Raw genomic sequence first — 20,681 nt, forward strand, 5'->3', positions numbered from 1 at the left:
GTAGCGCGCACTCCGCAGTTTGACCCGTTTTGCCCCCCAGCGTATCCTCGGAAGACGTTGGCAGCGCGTCGCCTTACCTTTGCACTCCTCTTGGGAGCGCTCGTCACGTGTCTGTTCGTGGCCTGCGCGAAGGACGCCGGCATCGAAGACGTGGGCAAGGGCAAACCCGACGCCAGCACCGACGGCTCCGGTGGAGCCTCGGGTGGGGGCGGCAGCGGCGCCGTGGGCGGCATCGGCGCCAGCGACGGCGGCTGGCCCATCGGCAAGTTCGGCTCGCCCTGTCAGCTCGACGACCACTGCGAAGGCGATCTGATCTGCGTGAACATCGGCCAAGGCGCCCCGGCGCTCACCTGTGTCACGCCGTGCGACGAGTCCAAGGCCTGCCCCAACGGCGCCTACTGCGCCTTCCACCCGGACAAGGGCTATCTGTGCGTTCCGGACAAGGGCAACCAGTGCGACAAGTGCATCACCAACGCGGACTGCCAGAACGTCGGTGACGTGTGCACTCCGTCGCCCAACGTCGACCGCTTCTGCGCGCGGGACTGCTCCTTCGATGGACAGTGCCCCTCGGGCATGACCTGCGTGACGGCGGACGGCTACCCGCCGGGATTGCCGGGCACGGGCGGCTCCGGCGCTGCGGACGCGGGGGTCGGAGAGGCCGGCCCCCCGAGCAAGACGCCCCGCATCTGCGTGCCGCAGAACGACGAGAGCTGTCCCTGCAATTCCGACCGCGACGGCGTCAAGCGGCGCTGCACGCAGACGTCGGGCACACTGGTGTGCGAAGGCACCGAGGCCTGCAATGGCTCCTCCGGAAAGTGGGAAGGCTGCACCGCGGGCACTCCGCAACCGGAGACCTGCGACGGCGCGGACAACGACTGCAACGGCACTCCGGACGACGGCACCCCGGCCGAGCTGTGCGCTTCCCAGGGCAATCCGGTTCACGCGACCTGGGCCTGTAACGTGGGCGTGTGCGAAATCGCTTCCTGCGACTCCGGCTGGGTGAACTATCCGCCCACCCTCCCGCCCTCCGCCGGCTGCCCCTGCGAGATCGGCGCGGACGAGCCCAACAACAGCTGCGGCAACGCCACCGCCGCGGGCAGCGTGACGGACGCCAACACGACCGCGCTGAACATCACCGGCCGCCTCACCAGCGACGCCGACGAGGACTGGTACAGCTTCGACACGGTGGACAGCGACGAGGGCTCCACCAACTCGTACCACATCAAGATCGGCTTCTCGGCGCCGGCCAACAACAGCGAGTTCGTCTTCGACGTGGTGCGCGGCGCGTGCAAGGTGCCCGACGCCAAGCACTCCAACCTCACGGACTACGACTGGTGCGTGGACGGCTCCAAGGGCACCGACCTGGGCGAGAAGTCCTGCGGCCCCACCGCACCGATCCACTGCGGCCCCCATGGCAAGAAGTACCACGTGCGCGTGAAGCGAGCGATCGGCGTGGCCGGGACCTGCGCGCAGTACACGCTGACGGTCACCGCCAAGGGCGGCGGCACCTGCGACTTCAGCCAGACGTGCGATCCGCAGGTAGACGAGAACCTGTGAGACCCAGGCGCTCGAACAGCGTCTGCAGCATCCGGTAGGTGAGCCCCCAAACGATGCGGCCCCCCACGTCCCAACCGGGCAGGTCGAGGTCCGTGCCTTCCATGCGGTAGCGGACCGTGGTCGCGGTTTCCCCGCTGGCCAGCGAATCCAGCGGGACCCACAGCGCCTCTTCCACTTCGTGATTGGGCGAAAGGGGCGGATCTTCGCTCACGGTGAAGACGAACGGCGCGATGGTGATGCCGGCGCGGCGGCCGCGGGCGATGGCCGGCAAGTCGTCGAGCCGTCCCACCAGGGTGCCCACGCGCGCGAGGTCCACGCCGACCTCCTCCAGCGTTTCGCGAGTGGCGGTGTGGAGCAGGTCGACGTCGCTTTCGTCGTGGCGCCCGCCGGGGAAGGCCATGTGCCCGCTCCACGGATCGCGGTCGTTCTTCGCGCGAAGGATCAGCAGCACCTCGACGCCGCTGTCCGCGGCGCGCAGCACTATGGCGACCGCCGCGTAGCGCTCGCCTTCGGGAGGAACGGACGGTCCTCGGCCCGTGCCCTGGGCGAGGGCGCGGACCACGCCGTGGATGTCGAGTGGGGTCACTGGGTCAGGTCGCGAGCGATCACCAGCCGTTGGATCTCGCTCGTGCCCTCGTAGATGGTGGTCACGCGCACGTCCCGCAAGTAGCGCTCCACCGGAAACTCCCGCGTGTAGCCGTAGCCACCGTGCACCTGCATGGCGCGATTGCAGATGCGCTGTGCCGCCTCACTGGCGAACAGCTTGGCCATCGAGGCCTGCCGCGTGAAGGGCGCCTTGGCTTGCTTGAGGCTGGCCGCCCGCAGCACCAAGAGGCGCGCCGCCTCGAGCTCCGTTTGGCTGTCCGCGAGCATCCACTGGATGGCCTGGAAGGCCGCGATGGGCTTGCCGAAGGCGTGTCGATCCTTGGCGTACTCCGTGGCCGCTTCCAGCGCTGCGGTGCCGATCCCCACGGCTTGCGAGCCGATGCCGATGCGACCGCCGTCGAGCGCCATCATCGCGATGCGGAAGCCCATGCCCTCCTCACCCAGGAGCGCGCTCTCGGGCACGCGGCAGTCCTCGAAGGTGAGGGGCACGGTGTTCGAGCCGCGCAGGCCGAGCTTGTCTTCGGGCTTGCCGATGCCGAGGCCGGGTGTGTCCTTGTCCACCAAGAAGCACGAAATGCCCTTGGGCCCCGGTCCTCCGGTGCGCGCCCACACGACCGTGACGCCTGCGTAGGCGCCGTTGGTGATCCACTGCTTCTCGCCGTTCAGCACCCAGCCGTCCCCGCTGCGTTCGGCGCGGGTGGTCATGGCGCCGGGATCGCTGCCCACCGCGGGCTCCGACAGCGCGAAGGCGCCGGTCACGTGCTGTCCGCTGGTGATGGCGGGGAGATGACGATCGCGCTGCGCGTCGTTGCCGAAGGCTTGGATCACCTCGGCGACCATGTTGGTGACCGCCATGGCCACCGCCGTGGACGCGCAGGCGCGTGCCACTTCCATCATGGCCACGGCGTAGGCCACGACTCCCGCCTCGGCACCGCCGTACTCGCTCCGGACGTTGACGCCCAGGAGCCCCAGCTCCGCCAGCCCCTGCAAGAGGTCCGTGGGGAACGCTTCGGTGCGGTCCAACTCTGCCGCTCGGGGTGCAATCTTCGCCGTGGCAAAATCGCGAGCGGTCTTCTGGACCATCCGTTCGCTGTCCGAGAGCTCGAAGTCCATGGCGATGGTCTACTTGTGGGGCCGGCTCGGGGGCAAGTGAAGGTTTGCGACTTGATTCGCTCAGCACTAGCCTGGCGCGCGATGAAGCGACTGTCCCGCCTGCTCTTTCCGTTGCTGACCGTGGCCGCCCTGGGCGCTGCCCGCCCTGCATCCGCCTTGCCGGGCTTCTACGCCGGGAAGAAGGAAGCCAAGCGCCATTCCTACGCCACCCACGTCGTGCTGATGACGAAAGGGAACTACAGCGTCGTCACCGTGGCTCCGGACTACGACGGACCCCTGGATGCCTTCGCTCTGGTGATGCCGGTCCCCGCGGACGTGACCACCGAGCACGTGCAGACGCTCAAGCGAGAGTTCGTCGATCGCGTGGAGAACATCACCGCGCCCCGCTTTCACGAGTTCTGGGAGATGGATCCCTGCGAGCCGGGGCCGCCGGAGCAGATCTGGGAGCAGAGCATGAAGGCCAAGGCCGGTACCGCCTTCTTGGGCGGCGGCCCGGTGATCGGCGACCCGACCAAGAAGGTGGCCAAGGAGCTGTTCATCGACGTCAAGCCCAGCTTCAAAGAAGCCGAGGCGGAGTACGGCTACACCGTGCTCACCCCGGAGCAGAGCGGCAACGTCGCCGGCTGGCTCGAGGGCAAGGGTTACATCGCTCCGGCGGGCGCCAACGAAGCGGTGAAGCCGTACCTGGACAAGGGCATGACGCTGCTCGTCGCCGAGGTCGATCCGAAGCGCGTGGAGCTGGTGGGTGGCGACCGCGCGCAGCTGTCGCCCATTCGCTACTGGAGCGAAAAACCCATCACCACCATTCCCGCAAAGCTCGGCCTGTTGAACCTGGACGACAAGCAGGAGCTCTTCGTCTACGTGCTCGCGCCGGACAAGCGCTACGAGGCGAAGAACTACGACAACGTGTTCCCGCCCACGAACCTGTCGGTGGATTTCGTGGCGAAGGAGCGCATGGGCGAGCTGTACGCGGCCATCCACGACAAGCTGCTGGCCAAGAACCCAAAGGGCGTGCTGGACGAGTTCGCCTGGACCACCAAGGGTTGCGGTCGTCCCTGCGCCACGGAGCCGCTGATGCCGCACGAGCTCATGAGCCTGGGCGGAGACGTCCTCGAGCAAGGCGTTGCCGACGAGGAGAAGAATCCCGAGCCGCCCGAGCTCACGGAGAAAGAGCAGAAGGAATACGACGCCAAGGTCAAAGAGCTGAAGGGCAAGGAGAAGACCGAGTACAAGAAGACCTTCGAGGAAGAGCGCAAGGAGGTCGCACGGCGAAAGGCGCTGATCGCCCGCAACGTGTACGTGCTCTCGCGGCTGCACCACCGCTACGACGCCTCGAACCTGCCGACGGACATCGAGGTCGGCCCTGCGGAGCCGGTCGGTGGCGGCACCGGCATCCCCAAGGGTGAGGCGCACGAGCTGTCCACCGAGGTGAAACCCGCGAAGCGCAACGAGCTCCAGGTTCGCTTCAACTTCTTCCATCCTTGGAACGGCATGGTGAAGTGCGAAAAGCCGGAGCACTGGCGCTGGGGCAAGCCGCCGCGCACCTACCGCGGCCTGCGCAAGACCTGGGTGGCTACGGATCTCACGCGCAAGAACCGCAAGCAGATCGATCCGGACAAGGTCGTGTTCACCCCCGTACCCTCGATTGGCATCGCTGGCGCCACGCCGGATGGTGGCACCGCCGCAGATGGCGGAGACGCCGGCACGGAGGGCGCCGGCGACAAGAAGAAGAGCTGTGGTTGCTCGGTGCCCGGCGCGCCGGAGGCGCCCGGCCCGTCCGTGGTGCTGCTCTTGGCTGCGGGCGCCGTGGCTCTGTCTCGGCGTCGCCGTCGCTGAGCATTTGGGTGTCGGTCCGGCGCGAGCACGGCGTGCCCGCGCCGCCCCGACAAAATCAGCTTCGGAGGGCCAGGGTCCGGTGGCATCCTGATCCGCCATGGCCATCGCGGTCGAAGAGCTGAACGGGACGAACTGCAAGACCTACTTGCTGACGGCGGGGGACAGCGCCGCTTTGGTGGATCCGGTGCGCGAGCGCGTGCCGACCTACCTGGCGGAGCTCGAGCGGCGAGGGCTTTCCCTGGGGTACGTGCTGGAAACACACACCCATGCCGACCACTTGATGCTCAATCGGCACTCGAAGAACGCGCTGTCGGCAGAAGTCGTGATGCACCGGGCGAGCCCGAGCCCGCTGGTGGACCGCCACGTGGACGAGGGCGACGTGATCGAGCTCGGGGGCGAGCGCATCGAGGTGTGGCACACGCCGGGGCACACGCCGGACAGCGTTTGCTACGTGTTCGAAGGTGGCGTGCTCACGGGGGACACGCTGCTCATCAGCGGCTCGGGTCGCACGGACTTTCCGGGAGGCGACGCCGGCGCCCAGTGGGACGCGGTGACCACCCGGGTGTTCGAGCTGCCCAGCGACACCGTGGTGTATCCGGGGCACGACTATCGCGGCAACACCACGTCCACGGTGGGGCAAGAGAAGCGCGACAACCCTCGCTTCGTGGGCAAGAGCCGACAAGAGTACGCGGCGCAGATGGCGTCCCTCGGCTTGCCGCTGCCGGAGCGGATACAGCAAGCGCTGCAGGTGAACCAATCCGGCTTCGAGGCGGACGAAGTGCGCTTCCCGCTGGTCACGGACGTGGCGCGGGTGACGGAGCTGTCCGCTTCGGAGCTCTCCACGCGGCTTTCGTCGGCGACTCCGCCGCTGGTGCTCGACGTGCGGGAGCCCGAGGAATTCGTGGGCGAGCTGGGCCATGTCCGCGGTGCACTGCTGGTGCCGATGGACTCCCTCGAGCGGCGCTTGCCGAAGCTCGCGGGCTACGTGGAGCGGCCCATCGTGGTCGTTTGCCGAGCTGGCGCGCGGAGCGCGAGCGCTTGCGCGATGCTGGGCAAGGCGGGCTTTCCCTTCGTGGCGAACCTGGCCGGCGGCATGCTCGCCTGGAACGACGAAAAGCTCCCGGTGGAGCGCTGAGGGCGATGGCGAGCTGGGCTTGCAGCTCCGAGGGGGAGACGACGAACGGCAGTGGTGGGGCGGACGCAGGAGACGGTGGCGGCGCGGCGGGAGCCAGCGGGAGACGACTTTGCACAGGACGTGGCGCTCGGCAGCTTCCCGGACGCCGTGTCGGATCGCTGGGGCGCCTATCCATCACCGTGGAAGGACACGAGCAAGAACGGCGAGTACGACCCGCACGGCGTGATCAGCGTCGCTGGCGGCATGATGAAGCTGCACCTCCACAGCGACGCCGGCACGGGTGGCGGCGCGGCTGACGGAGAGATCGATTTTCCGGAGGGCGACCTGAACGGGGAAATCTCCGCCTTCATGCATTGGCAGAACGGAGCCACGGGGGGCGATCAGGATTCCTTTCCGACGACTGCTACCTACGCCAATTGGCACACGGCGGTGACGGAATGGACCCCGACCGCGACGCGATTCTTGTTGGATGGCAAGGTCATCGGCACGTCCACACAGAAGATCCCCAACACGCCGATGCACCACGTGATCCAGACCGAGACGCGCCTCGGCGGTGGGCCGTCATCGACTGGATCGTGGTGTACCGCTTTCTGCCCTGAAGATCAGAACGGCGCAGTGACGCCGGGGGTGTTCTTGGTGGCGAAGTAGGCGCGCAGCATGTCGCGGGCGACCTCGTTGGCCTTGCGGCGCCAGACCTTGCCGTTGTCGAGCTGCACGCTGACCACGACGTCCGGCGCGCGGCTGGGGGCGAAGCCCACGAAGCGACTGGTGGTGGGGGAGTCGTCGCTGAGCTGCAGCGTGCCGGTCTTGCCCGCGAGGCGCATGGCACCGAAGTAGCTGTGCTTGTCCTTGTCGCTGAAGGCTTCCAGCGAGGTGCCGGCGTGGACGGTCACTTCCATCATGCGGCGGAGCTCGTAGGCGGTGCCGTCGTGCATCACGCGACGCACCAGCGTGCGTCCCGCGGGCGCGTGCCAATCTCCGACGGAGCGCACGATGCGCACGCGGGGCAGGGAACCGTGGGCCGCCACGGTGTAGGCCAGCTCCAGCGCGCCCAGGGGCGAGAGCGTGCTGCCCACGAAGCCCGCGGAAGCGCGGGCGAACTCCAGGTCGTTGTAAGGGACTTCCAGGTGGCCGGTGGGCACCGGTACGTCGAAGGGCACCGGGTGGTTCAGCCCGAAGCGATCCGCGACCTCGACCAGGTCGTTGCGCGTCAGAAAATGCGTGGCGAGCTGCGCATAGACGGCGTTCTTGCTGTGCCCCAGGGCGGAGAAGAAGCGCGCGCAGTGCACGTCCGGCGTGCCGGGGCGCGGTGCATCCAGGTGCTTTCGCTCGATGCGGCGGAGCCCGCCGGAGGTGCACACGCGGTGCTTGGAGCTGACTTTGCCGCGCTCGAGCAAGGCGGTCGTCGTGATCACCTTGAACACGCTGGCCGAGGGCGCCAGGGCGTGGAGCATCACGGCGCCATCGCCTTCGCCGTTGGCGGTGCGCTCCGCCCACACCAGCACGCGTCCGTCGTGGGCATCGACCAGGATGATGGCGCCGCGCACCGGCGCAGCACGCGCCAGTAGCCGTACGGCGGTGTGCTGCAGGTGCGCGTCCAGGGTCAGCTCCGCGGTGGCGCCGTCCGCCGCCGGAGCATGCGCCACGCCGTCACTGATGCTGATGTGAGCGAGATCCACCGTGGGCGGCTCGGACTCCGAGGCCCGGCCGAGGGACGGCATGAGCGCGAGGCTGGCGAGGGCCGCGAGGGGGCTCGCCGTCAGGAGCTGGCGAAACCAACGCTGCACGCGGTGTGAGTTACGCGCCAGCGGGGCATTGGCCAAACAATCCGTGCTCGCGGCGGACCAACAAAAGCAGCCGTCTTATCGAAGTGCTCATCGAAGTGGCGTGGCATGTAGGTAAAGGTAGGTTACAAGTTGGCCCGGCTCGCTTCCGGCCTCTTACGATCGCGGGGTCAGGAGGTGCGCATGGTACGGCGAGTAGGACTTCGAGGACGGACGGACTTCCGTGTGGTGGCGCGGGACGGGAGCCGCAGGTCGATCTGCCGGGGTATCGAGATCTCCTCCAGCGGCATCGTGGTGGACCGCGGACGGCCGATCGGATCGTGGGATCAACGCCTGCTGCAGAAGCTCGAGCTGCGATTGCCGGAGCGCTTCAACGCGCTGATCGCCATCGCGCGACCCGTGTGGTCGCGGGGTTCCCAGCAGGCCTTTCGCTTCGTGAAGATGAGCGACGCGGACCGCCTGACCCTGGCCGAGCACCTCGACCTCTTGCAGCTCCGGGGCGTGGCCCTGGTGTGAGTCGGTTTGTTGGTGATGCCCCGCGCCTAGTGAGAGAAAGACGCTCCAGAATGTCGAAACATCGTCTCGTTTGGCTATTCCGTTTGCTGCTCCTGACCCCCGCGACGGCGGGCTGCGTGGTTCCGGCGGCGCGCTATGAAGAAGCGCGCTCGGCGGTCTCGGTGGAACAGGAAGCGAACCGGCGCATGCTGGCGCAGCTCCGGGACATCGATACCAAGCTCGAGCAGGCCAACGCGGGGCTCAGAGAGCGGGAGCAGCAGCTCGAGAAGAAAGACCAGCGCATCGCCGAGCTGTCGCTCCAGAGCAGCGTGGCGGAGCAGGAAAAGACCGACGCCAGCGACCTGGTGGAACAGCTCAGGGGCGAGCTCGGGCGCGTGGGCGACCACCTGAAGGCCTTCGCGGAGGACAAGAAGCGCCTTTCCGAGGCCCTTTCTGCGGCGGAGCAGCGGGAAAAGCGCCTGAGCGAGGCGGAGCAGCTCTCCAGCGAGACCGGCGCGCTGATCCGTGACATGTCGCTCTTGCTGCACGACGCCGTGGGGACCGGAGACGTGGAGCTCGAGGTCGACAATGGCCGCGTGGTGCTGCGCATCCCGCGCGACGGCCTGACCGGCGAGAAGCTCTCGGCGACGGCGGACAAGAGCCTCACGGCGCTGGGGCGCATCGCCAGCCTGCATCCGAAGGCGCGCTTCGAGATCAACGACGCGCTGGGGCAGAGCGAGCCTGCGTCTCCCAAGCTGCCCGCCACGCGAGTGAAGTCGGAGCTATCGGCGCGCGGCGTGCCGGCGGAGCGCGTCGGCGTGCGGACGCCGAGCGGCGATGGCATCGATCCGGCGGAGGCCGGCGAGGCCGGCATGGTCGAGATCTACGTCAGCGTGTAGGCCGAAGCTCCACGTCGAGGTCGAGGGCGTCACCGGGGTGGCGGCCGCGGGGCGCGGCGACGACGTTGGCCCCCGGCTGCGCGCGCAGCACGTCGAACACGGCGGCCACCAAGGCGGGGCGCACGCTCTCTTGAAAGCGCTGGTGCCAGACGAAGCCGTCGTCGTCGCCCTCGTAGTCTTCGGCGAACACCGCCGACAGGTGGATGGAGATCGTGAAATCCCGCTCTTCTCGGTGCTCCATGGGCAGCGAGCATGCGGACCCGCGGGGCGAGCCGCAACCCCTCAGCCGAGGCTGCGACCGCCGTCCACGACGATTTCCTGACCCGTGACGAAGCTCGCGTTCGCGAGATACGCGACGGCGCGGGCCACGTCCTCGGCGCTGCCGCCGTTGCCCAGCGGGATGCGCTTCGTGATGCGGGCGAGCACTTCGGGAGCCATGCCGTCCGGCGGTAGCACGGTGCCCGGAGCCACGGCGTTGACCCGCACCTCCGGCGCCAGCTCCAGCGCGAGTGCGCGCATCAGCTGGCGCACCGCGCCCTTGCTCACCACGTAGGGGAGGTAGTTGCGATACGGGGTGACGGTGCTCGAACAGGTGATGAACACCATCGAGCCGCGGCTCTGGCGCAAGGGCTCGGCCGCGGCTTGGGCCACGGCGTAGCTGCCGTCCAGGTTCAAGTGCAAGGCGCGATCCCAGGCGTCGTCGTCGAGCTCGTCGAAGGGCACGCGCTCGAAGTTCGCGGCGGAGAGCACGACCAGATCGAGGCCGCCCAGCGCGCTCGCGGCATCCGCCACCAGCTGTCGCGCCGCCGCCCTGTTCGCGAGATCCGCGCGCAGCGCGACACACCCTTCGCGCTCGAGCTCCCGCGCGGCGGCCTCGCTCCGGTGGTAGTGCACCGCCACCTGCATACCTTCGGCGAGCAGCGCGCGGGTGATGGCGAGCCCGACGCGTACCGCGCCACCGGTGACCAGCGCGCGCTTCAGAGCGATAGCGACACCTTGGCCGGCCAGCTGCCGGGCGACGGGTAAGTGACGCCTTTCAAGAGCTCCACCAGGCAGTCCGCCGCGCTTTCGCCTCGGGCGCTGGGCGGCGCCACGCCCACTGAAAGCGCCTGCCCCGAGGTGCCCACGTACAGTGTCACCTGATACGAGCCCTGCGCCGAGCTCTTGCACGCGGAGATGTCGGAAGCCTTGTCGTCCAGGGCTTCGCGTACTCGGTCTTCGGACCATTGTTCCGGCGCGCGCACGTCGTTCGGTGGATCGAAGTCGAAGGACTTCTTGGCCAGACCCTTTTGGCCACCCACCGGCGCGGGCCAGCTCTTACCCTGGAGCACGCCCAGCATGCACTTCTCCGTGGCACGATCACCGAGCGTGCTCTCCGCCACGTAGCCGCTCGCGAGGTGTCCGCTCTGATCCACCTCCAGAGAGAAGGCGACCGAGCCCCCGATGAACTCCACGCGCTTGGCGCCAGCATTGAGGCACGCCTGCAGTCCGGACACGGAGTCCTGGAACACGCGGGTGACCTTCTCTTCGTCGAGGGCGCCGACCTCGGCACTCACGGCGATGGGGCTCGAGCTCCCGTCGCCGTCGTCGTCCGTGGTTTCGTGGGTCGGTGCCTTGGCCGGCGGCTCGCTGCCGCCGCATGCGGTTACGGTGAAGGCGGCCGCGAAGACGGCCAGAAGTCGGGTCATCATCGAGCGTTTACGGTTACAGCGTCTGCTCGTGGCAGGGAAGGGGCTCGTCAGCGGACCAGCCCCCACCGCTGGCGCATGCGCTTTTCCACGCTGCCGAGCAGCAGATTGTCGAAGGCGAGGCCGAGGATCACGATGCTCACCATCGCCGCCATCACCCGCGGCATGTCCCCCAGCTCGCGCCCCACGTGCATGACCTGGCCGAGGCCGCCGGCGACGAACAAGAGCTCCCCCGCCATCAGGGCGCGCCAAGCGTAGCTCCAACCGATGCGAAGCCCGGTGATGGTACCGGGCAGCGCGGCGGGGAGCAGCACGCGACGCCACAGTCGATAGCCGGAGAGGCCCATGTTGCGCGCGGCGCGAACCCACAGCCGCGGGATGGCGAGCACGGCGTCGCGCACGGCGAGGGAGACGGTGCCCAAGGTGGCGAGCACGACCACGAACAGGATGGCGCTCTCGTTGAGCCCGAACCACAAGAGAGCGAGCGGCATCCAGCAGATGCTCGGCAGCGGCTGCAGCCCCGCGATCAGCGTGCCGAGCATGCGGTCGATCGTGGCGCTCTGACCCATGGCGATGCCGAGCGCGATGCCTGCGATGCTCGACAGCCCATAGCCCAAGGCCAAGCGCCTCAGGCTCACCCCCACGCCGCTCACGATGCTGCCGTCCCGGATGCCGTCGAACAACGAGGCCACCACCCGCAAGGGCCCGGGCAGCACGTGGGGCGGCCACGGACCGAGGCTCGCGGCGAGCTGCCAAGCGAGCACCAAGCCGAGCAGCGCCAGCGCCCGCGTCGTGGTGGTCCGGCTCATGGCGCGCGCTCGAGGGGACCCGGCTCCACCAGGCCGCCGAGGGCGGACTGCGGCAGAAAGCCCGCGCCACGGGCGTCGCGAGCCAACCGTGGCAGCGCGCCCGGGGGCAGCTCGGTCGAGAAATGGATGCGCGCCCAGGCGGCTTTCGCGATGGCGGGATCGAGCTGCCGTCCAGCGATGGCGCGCATCGCCGTCACGCTCGCGTCCAGCCCTGCCGCCCGGTGCCGTTCGATGAAGCGCACCTCATGGGCGTGCGCTCGAACGAAGCGATCGACGACCTCGGGAGCTGCCTTCAGATAATCGCGGCGCACGGCCACGACGGTGGTGGGGTAGCGCCCCTCGGGCCACAGGCTCGCTTCGTCGAGCAACAGCCGGGCGCCGTCGAGGGCGAGCAGTTGGCTGGCGAGAGGCTCGCTGACCCAGGCGCCGTCGATCTCTCCACGACTGAACGCGGTGAGCAGGATGGGCGTGGCCAGCGGCAGGATCGTCACGTCCTTCGCCAGATCGTGCGCGCGCAGGTAGCTCCTGAGCGCGATGTCCTGGGTGCTGGCGATCTGCGGCGTGGCGATGCGCTTGCCGCGGAGCTCTTCCGTCGACGCAATGCCCCGCACCACGAAGGCGGAGCCGCCCTCGGCGGCGCCCGCGAGGATCACGACGTCGTTGCCGCCGGAGCGCACGAAGCCGTTGATGGCGGGGTTCGGACCCAGGTAGGCGATGTCCACCTCCCGCGCGAACATCGCTTCCACCACCGCATTGCCGACCTCGAAGGCGTGGGGCTCGAGGTGCACGCCGGCGAGCGCGTCCGCGAAGCGACCGCTGTCGAGCCCGGTGAGGGCGGGGGCGTGGGTGAGCCGCGCCATGGTCGCCACCGAAAGTCGTGACGGGTCCTCCCGCGGGGGAGAGCAGGCCGCGAGCATTCCCCCCAAGACGCCTGCTAAAAGACGCATCGGATAAGTCGTATATAGACCCTATCTAGCTAGAGTCAATCGACTTTCCGGCTATTCGCTGAGCACGTATCCTGACCGGAGCCGCTCGATCTTCTCTCTGAGCTCGGGCTTCGGCCGCACCGCCACGCCCAGCCGCGCCGCCTTCAGCAGCTCCAGGTCGAACAGGCTGTCCCCGAAGCTCGCCAGCCACTGGGCCCCGTCTCGAAAGAAGCGCTCCGCCGCCCGCAGCTTGTCCGCCCCGTAGGGAATGGGGGACGCCATCTTGGGCAGGATGGTCGCGCCGTCGAGCTCGGGCATGCCCGCGGACACGTTCTCCGCGGCGATGCCGCGCAAGTGAGCGGCTTGCTCCACGATCGACTGGGGCGACGCGGACACGATCACCACGCGCACCTCGGCCTCGTGGGCCCAGGCGAGCACGCCATCGAGGCTCGGGTTGAAGCGCTCCGCCAGGCGGAGCTCCGTCAGGGCTTCGCGCGCGAAGCGCTCGAGCTCGGCGACACTCCAGCCAGCGAAGCACCAGGTCATCACCTCGCACACTTCGCGTTCGGGGAAGCGACCCTCTTGGTACGCGCGGAAGATACGCCCGGCGAGCTCCGACGGCGTTCCCCTCGCGTCCACGCCGTGCGCTCGCGCCGACGCCAAGAGCTCGGCGTGGGCGTCCTCGCGGATCAGGCCGCGCTCGACCGCGACATCGAAGACGTCCTCGGCGACGTCCCCGCTCCACAGCGTGCCGTCTCCGTCGAAGGCCATCACCGCCGCGCCGCGGCGCTCCTCGTTCAAGAGCTCCAACAGCCGAGTCGTGGAAATCGTGCTCACGGTCGCTCCTTCCACCAGCGCTCGGCGAGCGCCAAGTCTTCCAGCGTGTCGATCTCCATGTAGCCCCCCGCCGTGTCTTCTCGTTGCATCACGCTGCCGCCCTCCAGCATGTGTTGCAGCAGGTCGATGAGATACGCCTTCTGGAAGCTCCGCCCCTCGCGCCACACGCCCGGGGGCGGGTCGGCGGCGATGGCGTCGAAAGCGGCGACCAGCTCTGCGGCTCCCGCGGCGGTCAGCTTCGCGACGCCGATGAACTCTCCGGCGGCGGTCTCGCTGGCGATGCGGCGGCTGATCTCGACCACGCGGGAGCCGTCCGCCCGCAGCTTTTCGGCGTCCGTTTCCGGGTGCTGGGAGCGCGAGACGTAGCGCCGCCGCCAAGCCGTGTCGCAGCCCAGGGCAATGTCGTGGGGGCTTCGCACGAGCTTGTCCACGATGGCGGGCTCGTACACGATGTCCGCGTAGGTCGAGACGAACCCCTGTGTCAAAAACTCCCGAGCGCAGAGCAAGGATTGGAGAATGTTGTTGTTCTCCCAGTCCTCGTTTCGCACGAAGGTGAACTCGGGGTAGCGCTCCCGCACGACGTGCTCTGCGTAGCCGCAGATGAACACCACGTCCCGCTTCTGAAAGCCGCCGGCGGCGAGGGCGTCGAGCACCCACTCGAGCATGGGTCGACCCATGACCTCCACCATGGTCTTGGGTATCTCGCGGGTTTCGGGTCCCAGGCGGCTGCCCCGGCCCGCACCGATGATCACGGCTCGCATCGCGGGCAGCATAGCGCCTCGTGGCGGAATTTTCGTTGACGGCGCGGCAGCTGTGGACGATTGCTTGTGCCACCGTGGACATCCGTCTCGACGAAAAGCGCTTTTTGGACCTGCTTGGCCGCGTGATCGCCTTCACCCCCAAGCTTCAGAACTCACCCGATGCCGGATTGGTGCCGGAGGAACGCTTGCCCGCGGAAGTGGTCCTCGAGACGCTGCGTCCATACATCGACTCCGGCTTCATCGAAGCTCAGAGCCTTGCGGCGCCCGGCCATGAAGCGCGCCCCAGCTTGGTGCTCACCATCCGGGGTGAGGAGCCGGGCGCCATCGGCTTCGTGGGAGCCCACTTCGACGTGGTGCCCGCGGACAAGGACGCCGAGGGTTGGGAGCGAGATCCCTTCACCTTGTGGGTGGGGGACGACGGAACCCTGTACGCCCGCGGCGTCACGGATTGCCTCGGTCACGTCGCGCTGCTCACGGATTTCCTGGCGCAGCTCGGAGAGAAGAACCTACGGCCGAAGCGCACCCTCAAGGTGGTGCTGATCGCCAACGAGGAAGAAGCGCCCCTTCCGGAGATCGGTCTCGACTACGTGGTCGCTCAGGGTCAGCTGGACGATCTCAAGGACGGCACCATCTACTGGCTGGACAGCGCCGACTTCGGACCCACCGTCGGCACCGGCGGCGTGGCGATGTGGGCTCTGCACGTCACCGGCGTCACGGGCCACTCGGGCATGACTCAGAACTGCGTCAACGCCCTGGAGCTGTCGATGGCCACCTCGCGGGCGCTGGTGGAGTGGTTCGAGAGAGAGTTCCCCCCGCACCCCGACGAAGAGCGCTGGGGGTTCTTGTCGCCGTCCACGCTGAAGGCCACCGTGATCGAGGTGAACAACAACAAGATCACCAAGATCCCGGGCGCCGCGCGGGTGGAAGGCGACATCCGCCTCACTCCCTTCTACGACATGGAGAAAGCCATCTCCGGCGCCGTGAAGTTCGTGGCAGAGCTCGACGCCCGCATCGACAAAGACGACCCGCCGCCCGGCTTCCCGCGCACCCGCGCATCGGACGGCCGCCGCGGCACCGTCAAGCTCACGCGCAAGGGCCGGTTCATGGAGGGCATCGCCTGCACCTTGGACTCCCCGGGTCTCGAGGCGCTCACCCAGGCCATCAGCGCCGCTCGCGGCGAGGCCGCCAAGCCTTTCAGCATGACGGGCTCCCTGCCGTTGGTGCGCGACCTACAGCGCAAGGGCTTCGACGTGCAGATCACCGGCTTCGGCCGCAGCAGCTACTATCACGCACCCAACGAGCAAGCGAACCTGGAGCATTTCCGCCAGGGCTTCCGCATCCTCGCCGAGCTCCTCGGCTGACGCTGGTTGTCGGGGCGCCGCGGTAACGTCACGCCGCGCGCGGCGGCGCGCTCGATCGCGGTTGCGCTCGGAAGCGCACGCTCACCGTCGAGGCGCTCGACTCCAGCGCGTCGGAAAGCTCCAGCACCAAGCGGGCCAGCTCCTGGCGTGCGCCATAATCGCCGTCGGAGACCACCACCAACCGACCCTCGGGGATGGAGAAGTCGACGGCGGCGGCCACTGCGCGCAAGAGTAGGTCTCGGTCGAGGCGTCGGCCCGTTCCGGAATCGGGGCCGCAGACGACCACCACGCTTGCGAGCTCGGCGCCCCGGCGGCGTATGCGGTCCAGGGCGAGAGTCAGCGCATCGGCGCCAAATACGGCTTCCGTCACGACTTCCGTCACTTCTTCTCCGAGCCAGCTCGGCCAGGCTGCGCCCGCTTCCAGGATGACGAGGGTTTCTGAATGCATGATCCTGTCCAACTGGCCAGAGGGTCGGTCATGTGTTCGGATCTGGCCCAGTTTCCTGGGGCCCCCGGCCAGCCAGGTGAGGTAGCGTACGCGTTCCGATGGCAGCGAATCCGAGCGCCAATGGCGAACCTGACCGGGGGTTTTCCTCGCAACTCGAGACGGGGCGGGGGCGCTTTCTCGCCCACGCCATCGAGCACGCCCTGGAGGTGGGCCTCCGCTCTCCGGAGGACTTCATTCGCCACTTTCCGCCGAGCGCGATCATGGAGGGGCTGGCGGAGGTCCCCGAGATCCGGGCCTCCATCCTGGTGCTGACCACCGGCCTCCGGCAGAAGATCGCAGCCCGCAAGTCCTGGCAGTCGGCGGCGGAGGACCTGCAGATCGCCCTCGACGAGCGGGAGACGGACCCGGAGTCCGTCGTCACGGTCTTCGCACCCGACGACCGCGTCCGATACCTGGACGCGGTGAAGCTCTGGCAGTTCCTGATCGAGAGCGAATTTTGGAGCGTGGAGGCCAAGGACAAGGAGCGCTACGCCCGCGCCAAGGAGCACAGCGCCTTCCTCCTGGAACGCGCTCTGGTAGACGGTTTGGTGTCCCACGCCGACATCGTGGAAGGCATCTCGGTTTCCGAGATGGCCACGTGTCTGCCGAATGCGGAGCTCGGGAAGCTCATCGAAGCGGCATTGCACAAGTCGGAGTCGAAGAAGCCATTCACGGAAGCGGACCTCCTCGGCGAGATGCCGCCCTTCGTGCTGGTGGAGTACATCCCGCTGCCCCACGTCTACGAGGGGGTCATCGTCGAGAAGATCGCAGCCGCGCACGGCTACCTGCCCCCGCCGGTGGAGCCCGAGGAGGGGGCGGAGGAAGCGGCCGCGACGGAGAGCGCGGACACAGCATGAGCAGCCATCGGGTTCGTCGCTTCCCCGCGGCGACGGACATGAAGGGAGAGATTCGATGACAGACAGTGGACCCTCCGAAGAAGCCGCCAAGCCCGAGTTCAGCTCGAAGCTCCAGCGCGGTAGAGATCGCTATCTGGCTCATGCCATCGAGCACGCGTTCGAGGTCGGCCGCCGCACGCCGGAAGACTTCATTCGTCACTTCCCGCCGGAAGTCATCATGGAAGGCCTGGCCCACCAGCCGCGGATCCGGGCCAGCATCCTGGTCGTCACCACCGGCCTGAAGCAGAAGATCGCGACCCGCAAGTCCTGGCAGTCATCCGCCGAAGACCTCCAAATCGCCCTCGACGAGGCCGAGACCGACGCCGGCGTGGTGGTCGACGTGTTCAAGCCCGACGATCGCGTGCGCTACCTGGACTCGAAGCGCATCTGGCAGTTTCTGATCGAAGGCGAGTTCTGGACCGCCCAGAGCTCGGACTTCGAGCAGCATCGTCTGGCCAAGGAGCACGTCGCATTCCTGCTGGAACGCGCGCTCACCGACGAGCTGGTCACCCATCGCGACGTCGTGGAAGGCATCACCGTGGCGGAAATGGCCAAGTGGCTGCCCAAGCAGGAGCTCGGCAAGCTGATCGAAGGCGCGCTCGGCAAGGCGAAGTCGAACGCTCCCTTCACGGAAGTGGATCTGCTGGTGGAGATGCCGCCCTTCGTGCTGGTGGAGTACATCCCGTTGCCCCACATCTGGAGCTCCGTCATCGAGCCGAAGGTCGCGGTGCGCCACGAGTACGCGGAGCCCCCGCCGCCGGAGGAGGTCGAGGAGCCTGCCGCGTCGGAGTCGCCGGAGAGCTTGCCACCCCGCGACAGCGACTGGGTGGAGCTGGGAGGGGAGGACGCCGACGAGAGTGACGTCGACACACCCTGACCCTCGGTGAGCGAATGACGCAGCCGAAGCGCATCGTCCACCAGCGACCCTACGGCTCGCTGGAGGAGCTGATCGAGGCGGAAGCCTGGAGCATCACGAGGGAACGACTCGTCCTCGTGGGGCACCCGGCCATCCCCGACGGCTCGCCGTTGCGCGTCGATCTCGTGCTCGCCAGCGGCGAGCGCGTGCTGCGGGCAGAGGGCAAGGTGGTGGACCAGTTCCCCTCCGAGGGCGACCGAACCGGAGGACCGCGGTTGGCCCTGCGGCGGGTGACGCGGGACTCTCAGAAGCTCATCAATCTGGCGTCCGCGCACAATGGCGCGCCCCCGCCGCGGGGGAAACAGTTCTCCCTCTTGGACATGGACATCGACCTCGAGCAGAGCCTCCCTCCGCCCGTGGCCGAGGTTCCCGTCGTCATCCATCCGCCAGAGCCCGAGCTGGAGCCGCCACCTCCGCCGGAGCCCGAGCCCGAACCGCCACCCGAGGTCGCAGCTTTGGAGCCCAGCGCCGACGAGCAGGCCCGAGCGGCTCCCGTGGAGCCCCCGGAGGAGCGCGAGACGCTCCTCGAACGCTTGCGACAGCGTTGGTCGCGGCGAAATTCCGACTGAGGACTACTCGTCGGCCTGGAGCTTGGCGAGGACGTTGAGATCTTCCAGCGTGGAGATGTCGCCCTGCGCCTCGCGGCCGGCAGCGATGTCCTTCAGCAGCCGGCGCATGATCTTGCCGCTGCGAGTCTTGGGCAGGCTCTCGGCGAAGCGCACGGTATCCGGCGCAGCGAACTTGCCGATCTCCTGACCCACGTGGGCGCGGAGCTCGTTCGCCAACTCGGGGCTCGCGGCGAAACCGGGCTTGAGGGTGACGAACACCACCAGCGCTTGGCCCTTGATGTCGTCCGGGCGACCGACGGCTGCGGCTTCTGCCACGGACTTGTGTGCGACCAAAGCGCTCTCGATCTCCGCGGTGCCGATGCGATGACCCGCGACGTTCAACACGTCGTCGATGCGACCCACCACGTGGAAATAGCCGTCTTCGTCGCGCCGGGCGCCGTCTCCGGTGAAGTAGTTCCCGCGGATCTCGCTGAAGTACTGCTTCACGAAGCGATCGTCGTCGCCATAGATGGTGCGCAACATGCTGGGCCACGAACGGCGCACCACGAGCAGGCCGCCCTCGTTGTCGCCCACGCTCTTGCCGTCTCCCGTCACCACGGCCGGCTCCACGCCGAAGAACGGCAGCCCCGTGGACCCCGGCTTCGCGAAGGCCGCGCCGGGCAGCGTCGTCAGCATGATGGCGCCCGTTTCCGTTTGCCACCAGGTGTCCACGATCGGACAGCGCTCCTTGCCGACGTTTTCGTGGTACCAGATCCAGGCTTCCGGGTTGATGGGCTCGCCCACGGTGCCGAGCAGCCGCAAGCTGGAGAGGTCGCTCTTGTCCACCCAGTCCGTGCCGGCGCGGATGAACGCGCGGATGGCGGTGGGGGCGGTGTACAGGATGGTGACCTGGTGCTTGTCGATCAGCTGCCAGAAGCGCCCCCAGTCCGGGAAGTTCGGCGCGCCTTCGTACATCACGCAGGTGGCGCCGTTGGAGAGGGGTCCGTACACGATGTAGCTGTGGCCGGTGATCCAGCCGACGTCCGCGGTGCACCAGTAGACGTCGTCCTCCCGCAGATCGAACACGTACTTGCTGGTCACGTGAGTGCCCGCCAGATACCCCGCCGTGGTGTGCAGCACGCCCTTGGGCTTGCCCGTGGAGCCGGAGGTGTAGAGGATGAACAGGGGGTGCTCGGCGTCGACGATTTCCGCCTGCCCCTGGGCCGGATCCGCGGCTTTTTCCGCCTCGTACCAGTCTACGTCGCGGCCCTTCCGCATCTCGATCTTGGCGTGCTCGTCGCCCAGGCGGCGGAACACCACGACCTTCTCCACGCTGGGCGCCGACTCGAGGGCCTTGTCCACGGTGGCCTTGAGCGGCACCACGTGACCCCGGCGCCAGGCGCCGTCTTGCGTGAGCACCACCTTCGCGCCGCAGTCGTTGATGCGGTCACGCAGCGACTCCGCCGCAAAGCCACCGAACACCACGCTGTGCGCCGCGCCGATGCGGGCGCAGGCCAGCATGCCGACCACGACCTCGGGCACCATGCCCATGTAGATGGCGACGCGATCGCCCTTCTTCACGCCCAGGTTGCGGAGCGCCGCGGAGAAGCGCACGACCTTGTCGTGCAGCTCGGCGTAGGTGAGCGTCTCTGTCTCGCCGGGCTCGCTCTCCCACACGATCGCGCGCTTGTCCTTCACCGGCGTGGACAGATGCCGATCCAGGCAGCTCTTCGTCACGTTGAGCTCGGCGCCGAGGAACCACTTCACGTGGGGCAGCGCGCCCTCCGTCAGCGTGGTCCAAGGCTTGTCGAAGACGAGCTCCGCCGTCTCGCGCTTCCAGAACGTCTCCGGTGACTCGAGGCTCTCGCGGTACAGCGTGTCATACTGCTCGCGGCTCGAGATACGCGCCTGTTTGCGGAACGCGTCGCTCGGCTCGAAGCGGCGATTCTCTGCGGAAAACGTTCCAATCGACGTGTCGTCTGCCATGGGACCCCTGTCACGCTAGGGCGGGGCGCGAGCGCCGCTCA

The 20,681-nt window shown here is 68.1% G+C and carries 22 protein-coding genes; 10 read left to right on the forward strand and 12 right to left on the reverse strand.

The window, feature by feature from the left end; genetic code table 11:
• Window positions 1-57: 57 nt before the first annotated feature.
• On the forward strand, window positions 58-1,557 hold the full coding sequence (locus H6717_05505; GenBank protein MCB9576464.1) for a hypothetical protein: 1,500 nt from the start codon (window positions 58-60) through the stop codon (window positions 1,555-1,557).
• Here the strand turns inward: H6717_05505 and H6717_05510 are convergent.
• Together H6717_05510 and H6717_05515 are read right to left on the reverse strand one after the other, a co-directional pair.
• Complete coding sequence (locus H6717_05510) at window positions 1,517-2,143, reverse strand: CoA pyrophosphatase (GenBank protein ID MCB9576465.1); 627 nt, start codon at window positions 2,141-2,143, stop codon at window positions 1,517-1,519. The genes H6717_05505 and H6717_05510 overlap by 41 nt on opposite strands.
• A complete protein-coding gene (locus H6717_05515; GenBank protein ID MCB9576466.1) occupies window positions 2,140-3,276 on the reverse strand; it encodes an acyl-CoA dehydrogenase family protein in 1,137 nt (378 codons plus the stop codon). The genes H6717_05510 and H6717_05515 overlap by 4 nt, the downstream gene beginning before the upstream one ends.
• An 81-nt stretch (window positions 3,277-3,357) precedes the next feature.
• On the opposite strand from H6717_05515, the gene H6717_05520 reads away from it, so the two are divergent.
• The 3 genes from H6717_05520 (at window position 3,358) to H6717_05530 (ending at window position 6,895) form a co-directional block, all read left to right on the forward strand.
• Complete coding sequence (locus H6717_05520; protein ID MCB9576467.1) at window positions 3,358-5,112, forward strand: DUF2330 domain-containing protein; 1,755 nt, start codon at window positions 3,358-3,360, stop codon at window positions 5,110-5,112.
• A gap of 97 nt (window positions 5,113-5,209) precedes the next feature.
• Window positions 5,210-6,247, forward strand: coding sequence for an MBL fold metallo-hydrolase (locus H6717_05525; protein MCB9576468.1), 1,038 nt, complete (start codon window positions 5,210-5,212; stop codon window positions 6,245-6,247).
• Between the two features lie 54 nt (window positions 6,248-6,301).
• Window positions 6,302-6,895 (forward strand): family 16 glycosylhydrolase, encoded by a 594-nt coding sequence (locus H6717_05530; protein ID MCB9576469.1) that lies wholly within the window; start codon window positions 6,302-6,304, stop codon window positions 6,893-6,895.
• Here H6717_05530 and H6717_05535 read toward each other — a convergent pair.
• Window positions 6,850-8,034 carry a penicillin-binding protein gene (locus tag H6717_05535; GenBank protein ID MCB9576470.1) on the reverse strand — a complete coding sequence of 395 codons (1,185 nt, stop codon included), beginning with the start codon at window positions 8,032-8,034 and terminating at the stop codon, window positions 6,850-6,852. The genes H6717_05530 and H6717_05535 overlap by 46 nt on opposite strands.
• Window positions 8,035-8,214: 180 nt before the next feature.
• Here H6717_05535 and H6717_05540 point away from each other — a divergent pair, with 180 nt between their 5' ends.
• Both H6717_05540 and H6717_05545 read left to right on the forward strand, forming a co-directional pair.
• On the forward strand, window positions 8,215-8,547 hold the full coding sequence (locus tag H6717_05540) for a hypothetical protein (GenBank protein MCB9576471.1): 333 nt from the start codon (window positions 8,215-8,217) through the stop codon (window positions 8,545-8,547).
• Window positions 8,548-8,597: 50 nt separating this feature from the next.
• Window positions 8,598-9,425 (forward strand): hypothetical protein, encoded by an 828-nt coding sequence (locus H6717_05545; GenBank protein MCB9576472.1) that lies wholly within the window; start codon window positions 8,598-8,600, stop codon window positions 9,423-9,425.
• Here the strand turns inward: H6717_05545 and H6717_05550 are convergent.
• The 7 genes from H6717_05550 to H6717_05580 are packed head-to-tail and all read right to left on the reverse strand — an operon-like array spanning window position 9,415 to window position 14,446.
• Window positions 9,415-9,666 (reverse strand): hypothetical protein, encoded by a 252-nt coding sequence (locus tag H6717_05550; protein MCB9576473.1) that lies wholly within the window; start codon window positions 9,664-9,666, stop codon window positions 9,415-9,417. The genes H6717_05545 and H6717_05550 overlap by 11 nt on opposite strands.
• A 41-nt stretch (window positions 9,667-9,707) precedes the next feature.
• Entirely contained in the window at window positions 9,708-10,412 is a 705-nt protein-coding gene (locus H6717_05555; protein MCB9576474.1) for an SDR family oxidoreductase, read from the reverse strand.
• Window positions 10,403-11,113 (reverse strand): AgmX/PglI C-terminal domain-containing protein, encoded by a 711-nt coding sequence (locus H6717_05560; GenBank protein ID MCB9576475.1) that lies wholly within the window; start codon window positions 11,111-11,113, stop codon window positions 10,403-10,405. Before H6717_05560 ends, H6717_05555 begins: the two co-directional genes overlap by 10 nt.
• A 50-nt stretch (window positions 11,114-11,163) precedes the next feature.
• Complete coding sequence (locus H6717_05565) at window positions 11,164-11,922, reverse strand: ABC transporter permease (GenBank protein ID MCB9576476.1); 759 nt, start codon at window positions 11,920-11,922, stop codon at window positions 11,164-11,166.
• The gene (locus H6717_05570) at window positions 11,919-12,869 is read right to left on the reverse strand and encodes an ABC transporter substrate-binding protein (GenBank protein ID MCB9576477.1); all 951 of its coding nucleotides are present in this window, start codon (window positions 12,867-12,869) and stop codon (window positions 11,919-11,921) included. Before H6717_05570 ends, H6717_05565 begins: the two co-directional genes overlap by 4 nt.
• A gap of 51 nt (window positions 12,870-12,920) precedes the next feature.
• Entirely contained in the window at window positions 12,921-13,685 is a 765-nt protein-coding gene (locus H6717_05575) for a haloacid dehalogenase-like hydrolase (GenBank protein ID MCB9576478.1), read from the reverse strand.
• Window positions 13,682-14,446, reverse strand: a complete 765-nt coding sequence (locus H6717_05580; GenBank protein MCB9576479.1) for a phosphocholine cytidylyltransferase family protein — start codon at window positions 14,444-14,446, stop codon at window positions 13,682-13,684. The genes H6717_05575 and H6717_05580 overlap by 4 nt, the downstream gene beginning before the upstream one ends.
• A gap of 110 nt (window positions 14,447-14,556) precedes the next feature.
• Between H6717_05580 and H6717_05585 the strand changes: the two genes are divergently transcribed.
• Window positions 14,557-15,807 (forward strand): M20/M25/M40 family metallo-hydrolase, encoded by a 1,251-nt coding sequence (locus tag H6717_05585; GenBank protein ID MCB9576480.1) that lies wholly within the window; start codon window positions 14,557-14,559, stop codon window positions 15,805-15,807.
• Between the two features lie 28 nt (window positions 15,808-15,835).
• Here the strand turns inward: H6717_05585 and H6717_05590 are convergent, their stop codons facing one another.
• Window positions 15,836-16,255 (reverse strand): hypothetical protein, encoded by a 420-nt coding sequence (locus H6717_05590; protein MCB9576481.1) that lies wholly within the window; start codon window positions 16,253-16,255, stop codon window positions 15,836-15,838.
• A gap of 98 nt (window positions 16,256-16,353) precedes the next feature.
• Here H6717_05590 and H6717_05595 point away from each other — a divergent pair, with 98 nt between their 5' ends.
• The 3 genes from H6717_05595 to H6717_05605 are packed head-to-tail and all read left to right on the forward strand — an operon-like array spanning window position 16,354 to window position 18,675.
• Window positions 16,354-17,151, forward strand: a complete 798-nt coding sequence (locus H6717_05595) for a hypothetical protein (GenBank protein MCB9576482.1) — start codon at window positions 16,354-16,356, stop codon at window positions 17,149-17,151.
• A 55-nt stretch (window positions 17,152-17,206) separates the two neighbouring features.
• Window positions 17,207-18,067 (forward strand): hypothetical protein, encoded by an 861-nt coding sequence (locus H6717_05600; protein MCB9576483.1) that lies wholly within the window; start codon window positions 17,207-17,209, stop codon window positions 18,065-18,067.
• Window positions 18,068-18,081: 14 nt separating this feature from the next.
• On the forward strand, window positions 18,082-18,675 hold the full coding sequence (locus H6717_05605; GenBank protein ID MCB9576484.1) for a hypothetical protein: 594 nt from the start codon (window positions 18,082-18,084) through the stop codon (window positions 18,673-18,675).
• Window positions 18,676-18,678: 3 nt separating this feature from the next.
• Here H6717_05605 and acs read toward each other — a convergent pair whose 3' ends face one another.
• Window positions 18,679-20,640, reverse strand: a complete 1,962-nt coding sequence (gene acs, locus H6717_05610) for an acetate--CoA ligase (GenBank protein MCB9576485.1) — start codon at window positions 20,638-20,640, stop codon at window positions 18,679-18,681.
• Between the last annotated feature and the right edge of the window lie 41 nt (window positions 20,641-20,681).

It is taken from the genome of Polyangiaceae bacterium, from assembly GCA_020633235.1.
GTDB lineage: Bacteria > Myxococcota_A > Polyangia > Polyangiales > Polyangiaceae > JACKEA01.